This is a genomic window from Streptomyces tuirus (assembly GCF_014701095.1).
GTDB classification, from domain to species: Bacteria; Actinomycetota; Actinomycetes; order Streptomycetales; family Streptomycetaceae; genus Streptomyces; species Streptomyces tuirus.
On record NZ_AP023439.1, the window covers coordinates 4,342,873 to 4,356,323 of the forward strand.

At 69.8% G+C, this 13,451-nt stretch carries 14 protein-coding genes; 10 read left to right on the forward strand and 4 right to left on the reverse strand.

Annotated features, from left to right (window positions below):
• Position 1 precedes the first annotated feature (1 nt).
• Genes IGS69_RS20020 through ccsB form a run of 3 tightly spaced genes read left to right on the forward strand, consistent with a single transcriptional unit; the run spans position 2 to position 3,597 of the window.
• Positions 2 to 775 (forward strand): cytochrome c biogenesis CcdA family protein, encoded by a 774-nt coding sequence (locus tag IGS69_RS20020; protein ID WP_190901762.1) that lies wholly within the window; start codon positions 2 to 4, stop codon positions 773 to 775.
• 3 nt (positions 776 to 778) lie between these two features.
• A complete protein-coding gene (resB, locus tag IGS69_RS20025; RefSeq protein ID WP_190901765.1) occupies positions 779 to 2,518 on the forward strand; it encodes a cytochrome c biogenesis protein ResB in 1,740 nt (579 codons plus the stop codon).
• Complete coding sequence (gene ccsB / locus IGS69_RS20030; protein WP_190901767.1) at positions 2,515 to 3,597, forward strand: c-type cytochrome biogenesis protein CcsB; 1,083 nt, start codon at positions 2,515 to 2,517, stop codon at positions 3,595 to 3,597. Before resB ends, ccsB begins: the two co-directional genes overlap by 4 nt.
• Before the next feature lie 15 nt (positions 3,598 to 3,612).
• Here the strand turns inward: ccsB and IGS69_RS20035 are convergent, their stop codons facing one another.
• The 3 genes from IGS69_RS20035 to IGS69_RS20045 form a co-directional block, all read right to left on the reverse strand.
• The gene (locus tag IGS69_RS20035; RefSeq protein WP_190901769.1) at positions 3,613 to 5,025 is read right to left on the reverse strand and encodes a condensation domain-containing protein; all 1,413 of its coding nucleotides are present in this window, start codon (positions 5,023 to 5,025) and stop codon (positions 3,613 to 3,615) included.
• Between the two features lie 135 nt (positions 5,026 to 5,160).
• The gene (locus IGS69_RS20040) at positions 5,161 to 5,613 is read right to left on the reverse strand and encodes a nucleoside deaminase (RefSeq protein WP_190901771.1); all 453 of its coding nucleotides are present in this window, start codon (positions 5,611 to 5,613) and stop codon (positions 5,161 to 5,163) included.
• Between the two features lie 3 nt (positions 5,614 to 5,616).
• Positions 5,617 to 6,369 (reverse strand): MerR family transcriptional regulator, encoded by a 753-nt coding sequence (locus IGS69_RS20045; RefSeq protein WP_190901773.1) that lies wholly within the window; start codon positions 6,367 to 6,369, stop codon positions 5,617 to 5,619.
• Positions 6,370 to 6,513: 144 nt separating this feature from the next.
• Between IGS69_RS20045 and IGS69_RS20050 the strand changes: the two genes are divergently transcribed.
• From IGS69_RS20050 to IGS69_RS20060, 3 genes are all read left to right on the forward strand, one after another.
• Positions 6,514 to 7,488 carry a phosphotransferase family protein gene (locus IGS69_RS20050; RefSeq protein ID WP_190901775.1) on the forward strand — a complete coding sequence of 325 codons (975 nt, stop codon included), beginning with the start codon at positions 6,514 to 6,516 and terminating at the stop codon, positions 7,486 to 7,488.
• A 298-nt stretch (positions 7,489 to 7,786) separates the two neighbouring features.
• A complete protein-coding gene (locus IGS69_RS20055; RefSeq protein ID WP_190901777.1) occupies positions 7,787 to 8,854 on the forward strand; it encodes a ferritin-like domain-containing protein in 1,068 nt (355 codons plus the stop codon).
• 178 nt (positions 8,855 to 9,032) lie between these two features.
• Positions 9,033 to 9,833: a hypothetical protein gene (locus IGS69_RS20060; RefSeq protein WP_190901779.1), complete on the forward strand. Its 801-nt coding sequence runs from the start codon at positions 9,033 to 9,035 to the stop codon at positions 9,831 to 9,833.
• Here the strand turns inward: IGS69_RS20060 and IGS69_RS35065 are convergent.
• Positions 9,811 to 10,431 carry a DUF7848 domain-containing protein gene (locus IGS69_RS35065; RefSeq protein WP_190901782.1) on the reverse strand — a complete coding sequence of 207 codons (621 nt, stop codon included), beginning with the start codon at positions 10,429 to 10,431 and terminating at the stop codon, positions 9,811 to 9,813. The two genes, IGS69_RS20060 and IGS69_RS35065, sit on opposite strands and share 23 nt — an antisense overlap.
• Positions 10,432 to 10,536: 105 nt before the next feature.
• Here IGS69_RS35065 and IGS69_RS20070 point away from each other — a divergent pair, with 105 nt between their 5' ends.
• The 4 genes from IGS69_RS20070 to IGS69_RS20080 are packed head-to-tail and all read left to right on the forward strand — an operon-like array spanning position 10,537 to position 13,439.
• Entirely contained in the window at positions 10,537 to 11,499 is a 963-nt protein-coding gene (locus IGS69_RS20070) for a helix-turn-helix domain-containing protein (protein WP_190901784.1), read from the forward strand.
• Positions 11,447 to 11,557 carry a DUF397 domain-containing protein gene (locus IGS69_RS34705; RefSeq protein WP_232543779.1) on the forward strand — a complete coding sequence of 37 codons (111 nt, stop codon included), beginning with the start codon at positions 11,447 to 11,449 and terminating at the stop codon, positions 11,555 to 11,557. The genes IGS69_RS20070 and IGS69_RS34705 overlap by 53 nt, the downstream gene beginning before the upstream one ends.
• Before the next feature lie 47 nt (positions 11,558 to 11,604).
• Positions 11,605 to 12,831, forward strand: coding sequence for an AAA family ATPase (locus IGS69_RS20075; protein ID WP_190901786.1), 1,227 nt, complete (start codon positions 11,605 to 11,607; stop codon positions 12,829 to 12,831).
• Entirely contained in the window at positions 12,828 to 13,439 is a 612-nt protein-coding gene (locus tag IGS69_RS20080; protein ID WP_190901788.1) for a DUF4276 family protein, read from the forward strand. Before IGS69_RS20075 ends, IGS69_RS20080 begins: the two co-directional genes overlap by 4 nt.
• The last annotated feature ends 12 nt before the right edge of the window (positions 13,440 to 13,451 follow it).

Here is a 13,451-nt window from a genome sequence, read left to right on the forward strand (position 1 = left end):
CGTGAGCGCCCTCACCACGCTCGCCGCGGTGGCGGACCCCAACGGCACGGTGCTCAACGGCGCCCTGCTGGTCGCCCTGCCGATCGCGCTGCTCGGCGGGGTCGTCTCCTTCTTCTCGCCCTGCGTCCTGCCCCTGGTGCCCGGCTACCTGTCCTATGTGACGGGCGTCGCGGGCACCGACCTCGCCGAGGCGCGGCGCGGCCGGATGGTCGCGGGCGCCTCCCTGTTCGTGGCGGGCTTCACCGCCGTGTTCGTCTCCGGCGGGGCGCTGTTCGGCTACTTCGGACAGACGCTGCAGGAGCAGCAGGGCGTGCTGTCCAAGGTGCTCGGCGTCCTCATGATCCTCATGGGCGTCTTCTTCATGGGTCTGATGCCCTGGCTCACCCAGCGGGAGTTCCGTTTCCACCGGCGGCCCGTGGCCGGGCTGGCCGGCGCGCCCCTGCTGGGCGCCCTGTTCGGCATCGGCTGGACGCCCTGCATCGGCCCCACCCTCGCCTCCGTGCAGGCGCTCGCCATCGACCAGGCCAGCGCCGGACGCGGTGCCGTGCTGACCATCGCGTACTGTCTGGGCCTGGGCGTGCCGTTCGTGCTCGCCGCGGTCGCCTTCCGCAAGGCCCTGGGAGCCTTCGGCTGGATCAAGCGCCACTACGTCTGGGTGATGCGGATCGGCGGCACCATGATGATCGTGACCGGTCTGCTGCTGCTGACCGGCGCGTGGGACCGCATCGTGCAGGAGATGCAGGTCTGGTCCGACGGCTTCACTGTGGGGATCTGATCGATGAGCAAGACCACCGCCTCCGACCCGGCCCCCTCCGCCGCCGAGGACCAGGAGCTGGGTGACGCCGGCTCCCAGCTGTCCACCGCCCCCAAGGAGGAGGCGCCCAACCTGCCCGCCCTGGGCGTCATCGGCTGGGCCCGCTGGTTCTGGCGGCAGCTGACCTCCATGCGGGTCGCCCTGCTGCTGCTCCTGCTGCTCTCCCTCGGCGCGATCCCCGGCTCGCTCATCCCGCAGTCCGGCAGCGACGAGACGAAGGTCGCCGACTTCCGCAAGGCGCACCCGACGCTGGGGGACGTCTACGACAAGATCGGCATGTTCCACGTCTACAGCTCGGTGTGGTTCTCCGCGATCTACATCCTGCTGTTCATCTCCCTCATCGGCTGCATCGTGCCCCGCACCTGGCAGTTCGTCGGCCAGCTGCGCGGCCTGCCGCCCGGCGCGCCCCGGCGGCTGAACCGGCTGCCCGCCCACACCACCTGGCGCACCACGGCCGAACCCGAGCAGGTCCACGAGGCCGCTCTCGCCCTGCTGAAGAAGCGCCGCTTCCGCGCCCACCGCACCGGGGACGCCGTCGCCGCCGAGAAGGGCTACCTGCGCGAGGTCGGCAACCTCGTCTTCCACATCGCCCTCATCGTGATGCTGGTCGCCTTCGCCTGGGGCCAGCTGTACAAGTCCGAGGGCAACAAGCTGGTCGTCGAGGGCAACGGCTTCTCCAACACCCTCACCCAGTACGACGACTTCAAGTCCGGCAACCTCTTCACGTCGGACGACCTGGTGCCGTTCAGCTTCAACCTGAAGAAGTTCACCGGCACCTACGAGCGCACCGGCCCCAACAAGGGCACCCCGCGCGTCTACAAGGCCGGCATCACCTACAGCGCGGGCGCCTACGGCAAGGACGAGACCGACACCGTCGAGGTGAACCACCCGCTGGAGATCGGCGACTCCAAGGTCTACCTCGTCAGCCACGGCTACGCCCCGGTCGTCACGGTCCGCGACGCCAAGGGCAAGGTCGTCTTCGACGACGCCGTACCGCTGCTGCCGCTGGACGCCAACGTCACCTCCTCCGGTGTCGTCAAGGTCCTCGACGGCTACCGCAACGCCAAGGGCGAGAAGGAGCAGCTCGGCTTCAACGCGTTCTTCGTGCCGACCTTCGGCGGCCACGCCAGCGGCACGATGCTGTCGCAGTTCCCCGCGCTGGACAATCCGCTGCTCGCGCTGTCCGCCTACCACGGCGACCTCGGGGCCGACTCGGGCATCCCGCAGAGCGTGTACCAGATGGACCGCAGCAACATGAAGGAGTTCAAGAACTCCGAGGGCAAGCTGTTCAAGAAGCTGCTGAAGCCCGGCGAGACCATGACGCTCCCGAACGGCGCCGGTTCGGTCACCTTCGGCAAGGACATCAAGGAGTGGGCCGGCTTCCAGGTCGTCCAGCAGCCCGGCAGCGGCTGGGCCCTCGCCGGTGCCCTCGCCGCGATCGGCGGCCTGGCCGCCTCCCTGTTCATCCAGCGCCGCCGCGTCTGGGTGCGCGCCGTCAAGGGCGCCGACGGCGTCACCGTCGTCGAGATGGCCGGCCTCGGCCGCAGCGAGTCCGCCAAGGTCCCCGAGGAACTGGGGCACCTCGCCGGCGACCTCTACGAGCAGGCGCCCGGCGCCCCCGACGACCCCGCAGATTTCCCCGACCCCGACCAGGAGCCGGGTACCGAACCCCCCGTACCTGCCGAAGGGGCTGAGAAGCAGTGACTCTCGCCGCCGCCACCAACGAAAACCTCGCGGAGATCAGCAACGTACTGATCTACTCCGCGATGGCCGTCTACACCCTGGCCTTCTTCGCGTACATCGCCGAATGGCTCTTCGGCAGCCGCAGCAAGGTCGGCCGGACCGCCGCCGCGCTCACCGCCAAGGCGGACGCCGGGAAGGCGGCCCCGGCCGTCACCGTGAACCAGTCCGGCGGCACCGCCGTGCTGGAGCGGCCGAAGGTCACCGTGCGGGCCGCCGCCGGCCGGCGCGACGTGCCGGACGGCCCCGGGGCGCACGGCGGGGACGAGCAGGGCGACCTGTACGGCCGGATCGCCATCTCTCTCACGGTGCTTGCCTTCCTGATCGAGTTCGGCGGTGTCCTCACCCGCGCCCTGTCGGTGGAGCGCGCACCGTGGGGCAACATGTACGAGTTCAACATCACGTTCTCCACGGTCGCGGTCGGCGTGTACCTCGGGCTGCTGGCGCTGAAGAAGAACGTGCGCTGGCTCGGCCTGTTCCTGATCACCTCGGTCCTGCTCGACCTGGGCCTGGCGGTCACGGTCCTCTACACCGCCAGCGACCAGCTGGTCCCGGCGCTGCACTCGTACTGGCTGTACATCCACGTCTCGACGGCGATCTTCTGCGGCGCGGTCTTCTACGTGGGCGCGATGGCCACGATCCTGTACCTGTTCAAGGACTCCTACGAGAGCAAGCTGGCGAGCGGCGGCACGCCCGGCACCTTCGCCACCTCCGTCCTGGAGCGGCTGCCCTCCTCCGCCTCCCTCGACAAGTTCTCCTACCGCGTCAACGCGGCCGTCTTCCCGCTGTGGACGTTCACGATCATCGCGGGCGCCATCTGGGCGGGCGACGCCTGGGGCCGCTACTGGGGCTGGGACCCGAAGGAGACCTGGTCCTTCATCACCTGGGTCGCCTACGCCTGCTACCTGCACGCCCGCGCGACGGCCGGCTGGAAGGGCCGCAAGGCCGCCTACCTGGCCCTCATCGCCTTCGGCTGCTGGCTGTTCAACTACTACGGCGTGAACATCTTCGTCTCCGGCAAGCACTCCTACGCGGACGTGTAGTTCCCGCCGGGGCAGTCACCGCCGGGCGGCGGGGGCGTGGTCCGCGACCGACACGACGATGTCGCGCAGCCGGTCGGCGTACAGCCGCAGGTTCTTGTGCGCGACATCCGTGTCCGGGTAGCGGGACGCGAACCACAGGCCCTCGTGGAGCCGGGTGACCCAGGCGCAGACCTGGTCGCCGTAGGACACCCGGATCAGGCCGTAGGCGTTGCGTTCGGTCCAGGTGGCGGACTCGGGGATGCCGCGGGCGTCGGCGAACGACACGATCGAGTACATGTCGGGGGACGTCGGCCGGAAGTCCGCGCCGAGCAGCCGCAGTACCCGGGCCAGCGGCATGCGGGCCAGTGGCCGGTTGGCGTGCAGCGCGGCGCGTACGGTCTTCAGCGCGGCGGGGAAGTCGGGCGCCTCGGCGACCGGCACCTCGATCGGGGCGCCGCCCACGTACCAGCCGACCGAGTCCGAGTAGGCGGACTTGGCCCGGGTGTGGAAGGGCACCACCGTCCGGTAGACGGGCTCGCCGCCGATCTCGTGGACGATCAGGGCCGTGGCGGCCAGCAGCCCGACCAGGGAGCCGCCGAAGGGGCGGCAGTACGCCTCGAAGGCGGCGGCCGCGTCGGCGTCCACGAGCATCTCGCGCATGAGCTTCTGGGTCGGCAGCGCGCCGTCCGGCTCCAGGCCGAGGTCGACGGGGAAGCTCGGCAGCCGCCCGTCGCAGCGCCGGATGAACTCCCGCCAGCGGGCGACGATCTCGTGGTCCGCGTCGATCCGGTCGGCGTCCGCCCGCTCGGCCTCGCAGAAGTCGACGTAGCTGGAGACCGGCGACTGCTCGGGGGCGCTGCCGGTGAGGTGGCCGGTGTACAGCTCCTGGATCTCTGCGGGGATGCGGTAGATGGAGAACGCGTCGACGTTGCTGTGGTCGAAGGCCATGTACACGCTGGTGGAGTCGTCGCGGACGACGGCCGTGTAGATGAGGTTCGGCCAGCGCAGCGCGTCGGCGGTGGTGTCGAAGCGGTCCTGGAGGTGCTGGGCCAGGGCCGCCGGGTCGGTGAACTCGCCGGCGTCCTCGCGGTGCAGGGAGACGGACGCCGGGTCGAGGGTGAAGCGGCGGATCGAGTCGCCCGGGCCGCCCGCCCAGCGGAAGCCGCTGCGCAGCGTCTCGTGCCGCAGTGTCCAGGCGCGCAGGGCCTGACCGAGGGCGTCCAGGTCGGCCCGGCCGGGCAGGTCGAAGGCGGCGCCGATCCAGGTCGGCACGAACAGCCCGTCCTCGCGCACCGACCGCGCCGTCCGCAGATGTGACTCCTGGATGTAGGCGGGAGGCCGGGAGTCCTCGGGCAGGGCCTTCGCCGTCGCGACGGTCGCGGGACTGAGCGTCCATTCGACGAGTCGTCCAGGCCGGACGTCGCAGCGCTGGATGTCGGTCATTCGCACGGGGCGTCTCCGTTCGCAGTTGGGACAGACCCGATCAAGGGAATGCCGAGCCCGCCACCGACCACACCGCATGTCGCAGCATTTCAGGGAAACGGATGGCATCTCGAACGGCGATACGGGGCCTGCCCGATGTGCTCAGTTGACGCCGATGTCCTCGTTCCAGAGCGCGGGGTGTGCGGCGATGAAGTCGCGCATCAGCCCGGCGCATTCGGCGTCGTCCAACAGCACGATCTCCACACCGTGTTCGGCCAGCCAGTCATGGCCGCCGTGGAAGGTGACCGCCTCGCCGATCACCACCCGGGAGATGCCGAACTGCCGCACCAGGCCGGAGCAGTACCAGCAGGGCGACAGGGTCGTCACCATCGTCGTGCCCCGGTAGGTGCGTTGCCGTCCGGCCGCGCGGAAGGCCGCCGTCTCCGCGTGCAGGGACGGATCGCCGTCCTGGACACGGCGGTTGTGGCCGCGGCCCAGCAGGGTGCCGTCGGCGCCGTACAGCGCGGCACCGATCGGGATGCCGCCCTCGGCGAGCCCGGAACGGGCCTCCTCGACGGCGGTCGTGAGCCATGTGCGTGCCCGTGCCTGGTCCATGACTCATCCATGACCCGGCTCCGCCGCTCCGTAACCCGGCTCGGCCGCCGTGCGCCGTTCCAGATAGGCGTGCAGAGCCCCCGCGCCCTCGATCATGACCCTCGTGCGGGCCGTCAGCGCCTCACCGCGCGCCGCCACGGCCGCCCGCAGCGCCGCGCTGCCGCCTTCTCGCCGCAGCCCCTCCAATACCGGCCGGATCTGGTCGAACAAATAGTGGCTGCGGCGCAGGGTGTGCACGAGCCGGGCGTCGCGCACATCAGCCGGCGCGTAGAGGCGGTACCCCGTCGCGCGCTCCCGGCCCGGCGTGAGCAGCCCGGCCCCCTCCCACACCCGCAGCGCCGACGTCCGTACGCCCAGCAGCACCGCCACCTCCCCGATGCGCAGCCCGCCCGAACGCGGCAGCGGGGCGGGCGGTTCTGCCGCGAGCAGCTCCAGGGCCTCGCTCGCCGCCCGCAGGGACACCCGCTCCTTGTGCAGGGCGGCATGGGCGGCGTCGAGCCGCGCGAGCGCGCCGGGGACGTCCCCCTCGTGCACGGTCCGCATGATCGCCGTCGCGGTCACCGGCCCGTACCCCCGCATCAGCGTCCGGTACGCCAGCAGCGCGCTCCGGTGCGTCTCCCCGAAGACGCGGTAGCCGGACGCGGTCCGCGCGGCGGGCGGGAGCACACCGGCGTCCTCGTAGTTGCGGATCTGCTGCGTCGAGACACCGGCCGACCGGGCCAGGTCGACGGGGCGGAGGCGGCGGACGTTCGTCATCGATTTGGAGGTTACGGCAGGCGGCCCCAGGGGCCGGGGTGTGTGCCGGCAGGGGTCCGGTGAGACTGAGCTCCTGTACGGGGCTATCGGCAACCTGCGCGACCGCCATCGACATGCGTGCCACCGTCCGGATGGTGAGGTGGCATGGTGACCAATCATGATGAGACGGCGGCTGTCCGGCCGTTGACACTGGCCTGGGTGGGCCGGCACCTGGAGGCCGGCGAGTGGATCGCCGGAGGCGAGGCGCTGCACGGCGGTGCCACCGCCGACATGCGGAGGCTGACCATCGGCACGCGGGGCGGCGGCACCCGGCACCTGGTGCTGCGCTCCTTCGTCGACCCGACCTGGCAGGGGCCGGCCGAGGACCTCCTGCACCGGGAGGCCGACGCCCTGACCGCGCTCACCGGCACCGGCGTGCCGACCCCCGAACTCGTCGCCGTCGATCCGACCGCCGCGCAGTGCGAGTACCCCTCGCTCCTCATGACCCACCTGCCGGGCCGGACGGTCCTCGACGACGAGGGGCTGGAGACGCGCCTGCCTCTGCTGGCCCGTCAACTCGTGGCGGTCCACGCGGTGCGGCCGGCCGTCCGGCCCCGGAAGTACGTGGCGCTGACGACCGCCGACACGGTCGTGGCCCCCGAGGGCGCCGACGCCGTGGTCTGGGCCGCCGCGATCGACGTGATCCGCAAGCCCGCGCCGCGCTACGAAGGGCGGTTCCTGCACCGGGACTTCCAGCCAGGCAACGTGCTGTTTGACTTGCCGCCCGAGGACCCGGCCGGTGCCACTGGTGCCCGGATCACCGGCGTCGTCGACTGGGCGGCGGCCTCCTGGGGCCCGGCGGACCTCGACGTGGCCCACTGCTCCACCAATCTCGCGCTGCTGCACGGCCCGGCGTGGGGCCTGCGCTTCACCGAGGCGTACCAGGAGGCCGGCGGGATGCCGGCCGCGGCCGCAGACGAACGGCTGTACTGGCAGGTGCGGGCGCCAATGGCGTTCTCGGAAGAAGTTCAGTGGGTGGCGCAGCCGTGGCAGGAGGCAGGACGGACCGAGTTGACGACACGAGCCGTGGAGGAGCGGCTGGATGCCTATGTCATCTCGTTGATGGACACGCTGGGCTGAGCCAAGGCGACGCGGGCCACTCCGTCGTCACCATCGAACACAACGTGGACGTGATGCGGGCCTCCGACTGGCTGATCGACCTGGGGCCGGTCGGCGCGGCCGGCGGGGGAAGGGGCATGGCGGAAGGAACACCGGGAAAGGTGCTGCCCCGCGAGGGGACGCATTGACCGGCTTCCGGATGGGCTGCGGGCTGTACGGGTGCGTCGTAGGCTCGTGAATATCGGGGACGCGCGCCGAAAAACGTGACTCATTATGCGCCTTCTGATGGTGCACGAGCACAGCGGGGAAGTGACGTCCGATGAGGACCATCGTCAGCTATCAGAGCAGCAGAATCGTCGAATTGATGGACACGCGTGATGATCAGCGTGATGCCGAATGGTTGAAGGACGCACTGCAACAGGCCGTCATGCTGGAGCTGTCCACCCTTCCGCCGTATCTGTGCGCCATGTGGTCCATCGAGGACCAGGAATCGGATGTGGCCCTGGCCATCCGGCGCATCGTCTTCGACGAGATGTCGCATCTGGGGCTCGCCGGGAATCTGCTGACCACGATCGGCGGTATGCCGCGGCTGGCCGACGCCCAGACGGCACCGAAGTATCCCGGCCCGCTGCCCGGGGGAGTGCGCCCGGAGCTGACCGTGTTCCTGAGCGGGCTGACCAAGGAGTCCCTGGATCTGTTCTCCCGGATCGAGGAACCCGACGACCCCCTCGCGGAATCCGGCAGCGGGCACACGTCCATCGGAGCCTTCTACGCGGCGATCGGCGAGGCGTTCCGGCAGCATCCGGAGCTGATCACCGGCGCCCATCAGATCCGCCGGTTCATGTCGCACCACGGCGAGGGCAACGACGTGGTGGAGATCAACTCGCTCGCCGCCGCCGAGAAGGCCATCGGCATCATCAAGGAACAGGGCGAGGGCACGACGGCGTCGCCGGAGAACCCCCACCCCGGTGAAGAGGGGGAACTCGCCCACTTCTACGTCTTCCGGGAACTGTTCCACGGCCGCAGGCTGGTCCGGACGTCGGAGAACCCCGACCGGTGGGATTTCACCGGGGACGCCATCGCGATGCCCTCGGCCCTGCCCATGGGGAAGGTGCCGGTGGGCGGCTGGGAAGCCGGAGGCCTGCCCGCGCCGGACGACGAGACCAGGCAGCGGCTGGTGGAGGTCAATCTCCAGTACAGCAAGATGCTGAGCTTCCTCGAAGAGGCCTGGGAGGCCACCGCGACGGCCGTGATGCAGAGCAAACTCGCGGCGGCGGTGACCCGGATGCGCATGCTCGTCGAGCCCTCCCAGCTCCTGATGCAGCGCGCCCTGCCCGACGGCAGCGGAAAGACATATGGTCCGGAATTCAGGTGTGTGGACCCTTGATCTCCGACTGTAAATTCGAATTCAACCAGTCGGGCATTTCGCGTTGTTGGTCACGACTCGCAATGGTCCGCGGTGAGTGCAATAGTGAAGTATGAGTGAAAACATAGCCATTGACGTCTACGATGATGAACAGTTGACGTCGGAACAACGAGAAGAAGCGATCCGCTCAGTGCGGACAATGGCGGCACCGGCCGTCGAGTCCCGTAACGGGTATCTCGAAAGTGAAGCCGCCGCAACGGAATTGTCCAACGCGATCAACAGGCCCCTGCTCGACCTCGTGGAGCAGGATGACAAGGCCCGGCACGCCGCTGAGGGAGCGGTGCCGTTGCTCAGGGTCGAGCCTGACTTCCACGTCGACTGGCTGGACTCACCGGTCGGCTACACCGAACCGCCGAGGGCCGCCGGCCGAAGCTTCTTCGCGCCGCCGTTCCACTTCGGCTGGGCGTGGCACCGGATCGACGGCGGTGCGCCCGAGGCGGTCATCATCGACAGGCCCAACGGTGTCGTCATCTTCGACGGCCGCTGCGGGCCCTTGGCACCGAATGGACGGAACAAGTTCGTCGAGATCCACGCAGGCTTCGGTGTCGGTTTCAGGCCCGACCGGGACGGAGTGCTGACCGCCACGTCCGACCGGCGGTTCATGAAGTTCTACTACGGAGTGGCCGCCCACGGAATCGGTACCTGGGCCGTCGCCGAAGGCGGCACCGAGTGTTCCATCATGTCGGAAGGGAACTGGAAGGCCGGCGAGTCCCGGAAGAAGTTCCGCAAGAGGGTCAGCGTCAACGAGCGGGAGACGTTCGAGTCGAACCTGTTCGGAGACGGAGTCATGCGCCACATGGTCCCGGTGCGGGCCGGCCACGACTACCAGTTCAACGTCGGGGCGTGGCTGTTCGTCGACAACACCTCGGCCGTGGGCCAGTCCGGGGCGCTCGCCCAGGTGCGGTGCGAGATCCCGATCATGGAGCTGACCGGGCCGTGACCTGTTCGAGCACGGCGTAGTCCGCGAAGCTGCGGCGGTAGCGCAGGTGCCTCGTCTCCTGGGTGTGCCTGCGCTGCCACTCCTCCACCTCGCCGGGCGCCTGACACGGACCCGAACCCGCCCCGCAGTCCTCCTCCTCGCCCGAGACGCAGTACGCCTCGTACTCGGGCTGCGCCGACGCGTCCTGCACGATCGTGTACGGCACGTACCGGAAGATCCTCCGACCGGTGGATTCCCCACCGTGCTCGTCGCGTTGGTGCTGGCGCAGCAGCACGTTCGCGTCCGTCACGGCACTGCCGTCGAACGCGGCGCGTGCGCGGTCGCGCCGGAGCGCCAGTTCCTCACAGCCCACGCATCCGGGTACCGGGGTGGGCGGCCGGGTCGGATCGGCCGACAGGCCCTCCCTGGAACGGTCGTTGAGCGCGCGTACGCCCGCGCTGAGCCGTTCGTCCAGGGTGGCCTCCCGGATCCTCGCCGGGTCGGCCTGCCATTCCCGGCCGCCGCCGACCGGGCGCAGCATCGCATACGGGCCGGTCCTGTCCTGGTACTCGCCGACCTTGCGCGTGTGCGGGTCGAAGACGAGCGTTCCCGGTTCCATGTCGCGTACCTCCGTCACTCTGGGTGTACCGAGCGTTGCGCACGGGAACAGTCCGGTTCAATGCTTGGCGTGTGACACCGGTGCACTGTCACGGAGGGGGGAGCAGTGAGCCGACGGAACGGCGGGGCGGAGTCGGGGGCGAGTACGGCGGCGGTGTTCGGGGAGGTGCTGCGTCATTTCCGCGAGGCGGCGCTGCTCACGCAGGAGGGTCTGGCGAGGCAGATCCCGTGCGACCGTTCGCATGTGGCGCGGGTGGAGGCGGGGACGAGGGTTCCGCAGGACACGTTCGCCAAGACCTGTGACGAACTTCTGGGTACGGGTGGGGTGTTGGCTCGGCTGTGGGGTCGCATCGACTGGTATCCGCAGGTGGAGCATCCGGATTGGTTCGAGCGGCGTGTGCGGATGGACGCCGAGGCGGTGTCGCTGCTGGCGTACCAGGCCAACGTCGTTCCCGGTCTGCTGCAGACGCAGGACTACGCGTGGGCGCTGTTCGCCCGGCACATCGCCGACCAGGATGAGGTGGAAGAGCGCGTGAAGGCGCGGATGAGTCGACAGCGACGCTTCCTCGCCTCGGACGGTCCCCTGTTCGTGGTCGTACTCGACGAGAGCTGCCTACGCACCAGGGTGGGTGGTCCGGCGATCATGCGCGATCAGTTCGCCCATCTGCTGGAGGCGGGGCAGCGCCCCAACATCCGCATCCAAGTAGTACCGGCCGACGACCCCGGCATTGACCGCCCCAACACGTCCATGTCACTGATCACGCTGCCGGACGGCCACCAGTGGGTGTACTCCGAGTCGCTGGATCAGGGCCATTTCAACGACAATCCGGCCCTCTTTGCGAAGCATCGCCACACCTATGATGTGCTCAGGGCTGACGCGCTGTCCGCCCGCCAATCAGCCGCTCTGATCAGCGACTTGTTGAAGGGGTATGAGCACGATGAGCAGCCAGCAACTCAGGCGCGCGACCTGGATCAAGAGCAGCCACAGCGGCACAAACGGCGGGGACTGCATAGAAATAGCCCCCGGTTACCCCGAAACCGTCCCCGTCCGCGACAGCAAGAACCCTGACGGACCCGTCCTCCTCGTCACCCGACACGCCTGGTCGGTGTTCGTGTCCGCCCTGTGAGCGCACCGCTCCGCTGGCGAGGCGCTTCTGCTGGATAGGGTTCGGGCATGACCTATGAGCAGGAGCGCAGCCCGGTGTTCCTGACCCGCGTGCGGGTGGAGAACTACCGTTCCATCGCGTCCTGCGATGTGCGGCTCGGGCCGCTGACCGTCCTGGCCGGGCCGAACGCGGCGGGCAAGTCGAACTTCCTTGACGCCATCCGGTTCGTTCGTGACGCCCTGCGCTCCTCGCCGGGACGTGCTCTGGAGCCCCGAGGGGGTCTGGAAGAGGTGCTGCACAGGGACGTCTCGGGCCGGCAGGCCGACTTCTTCCGTATCGAGCTGAGCCTCAGCGTCCAGGGCTCCGCCCGGCCGGCGTTCGAGGCGACGTACCGCCTTGAGGTCGGCGTACGTCCGGGCGGTGATGATTTCGCGCCGGTGCTGCGACGAGAGGAACTGCTCGTCGACGGGGTTCGGCGAGGGCACTCCTTCCTCCCGGAACCGGCAGGTGAGCATCCGGTCGCGTGGAGGGACGACATCCTGCTGCCGAGGGTGAGCCCGGACGACCGTGAGGGGCGGGAGGTCCTCGCGGGCCTGCTGCACACGCGCTTCTACGAGCTCCTCACTCCCACGCTGCGCGCGGTCGACGACACCCCTCACCGAGCGGGCAGCAGCCCCCTCGGTGAGAACGGGGAGCATCTGCCTCGCGTGCTGAACGCACTGTCCAGCAGCCACCCCTGGGTCAAGGAGACCCTCGACGGCTATGTCGCCACCATGATCGACAACGCGATGGGGCTGGACGGCGTGGAGGTGCGGGAAGCGGACCTGGCGTTCGTCGTCGGGCGCTTCCTGGGCGCGGACGGGCAGGTCGCCAAGGTGGACCGCCGCGCGCTGTCCGAAGGGACCCTGCGTCTCGCCGGTGTCCTTTCCGCCCTGTTCCAGCCACTCGCCCTCACGGGTGACATCCCCCTCGTCGCCATCGAGGAACCCGAGATCTCGCTGCATCCGCCGATGCTCGGCGGGCTGTACGACGCCCTGGTCGCCGCCGCGCGCAACACCCAGGTCATGGTGACGACGCAGAGCGCGGACCTGCTGGACAACGCCGCCGCCGATCCGGCGCATGTGCTGGTGGCCCGCGACGAGGGCGCCGGCACCCTGATCGGCCCGGTCGACGCGGCGGGGCGCCGGCTCCTGGCGGACGGCGTGCTGACGCTGTCCGAACTCCTGCGCAGCGGAGAGCTGCGCCCGGCACCGGGGCCCGCGCCGGAAGGCGAGAAGGGGACGGACGAGCGGTGAGCGCCCCGTACCCGGTGATCGCCTCCCTCGTCGAGGGCCACGGCGAGGAGCGAGCCCTCCAAGGTCTGCTGCACCGGCTCGTGCCCCACCTCGTGCCCGGCGCCTACGCCGAGATCCAGCGCCCGTTCCGCGTCCCCAGGGACCGGATGTTCCGGCGAGACGTGCTGGACAGCGCCCTGACCATCGTCACGACGCGCATGCCCGCACCGACGGGCATCGTGGTCCTGCTCGACGCCGACGACGACTGCGCCGTGCAGCTGGCGCAGTGTGTCCGCAGCCATGCGGAGGCCACCCACGCGCACCTGCCGGTCGTGGTGGTCGCCGCTGTCCGGGAGTTCGAAGCGTGGTTCCTCGCCGGTGCCGCCGGGCTCGCCGGCAAGGCGGGTCTGCCCGAGGATCTGGCGCCGCCGGCCGAACCGGAATCGATCCGTGGCGCCAAGGAGTGGCTCTCCCGGCGGATGCCACGCGGCTCCACTTACCAGGAGACCGCTCACCAGCCGTCGTTCGCCACGCTGTTCGACCTTGACACGGCGCGCGCCGCGGCGCCCTCGTTCGACAAGTTCTGCCGTGATGTGCGGTTCCTGCTCACCGGCAAGCGGGAAGGCTGACCGGCGGGGCCG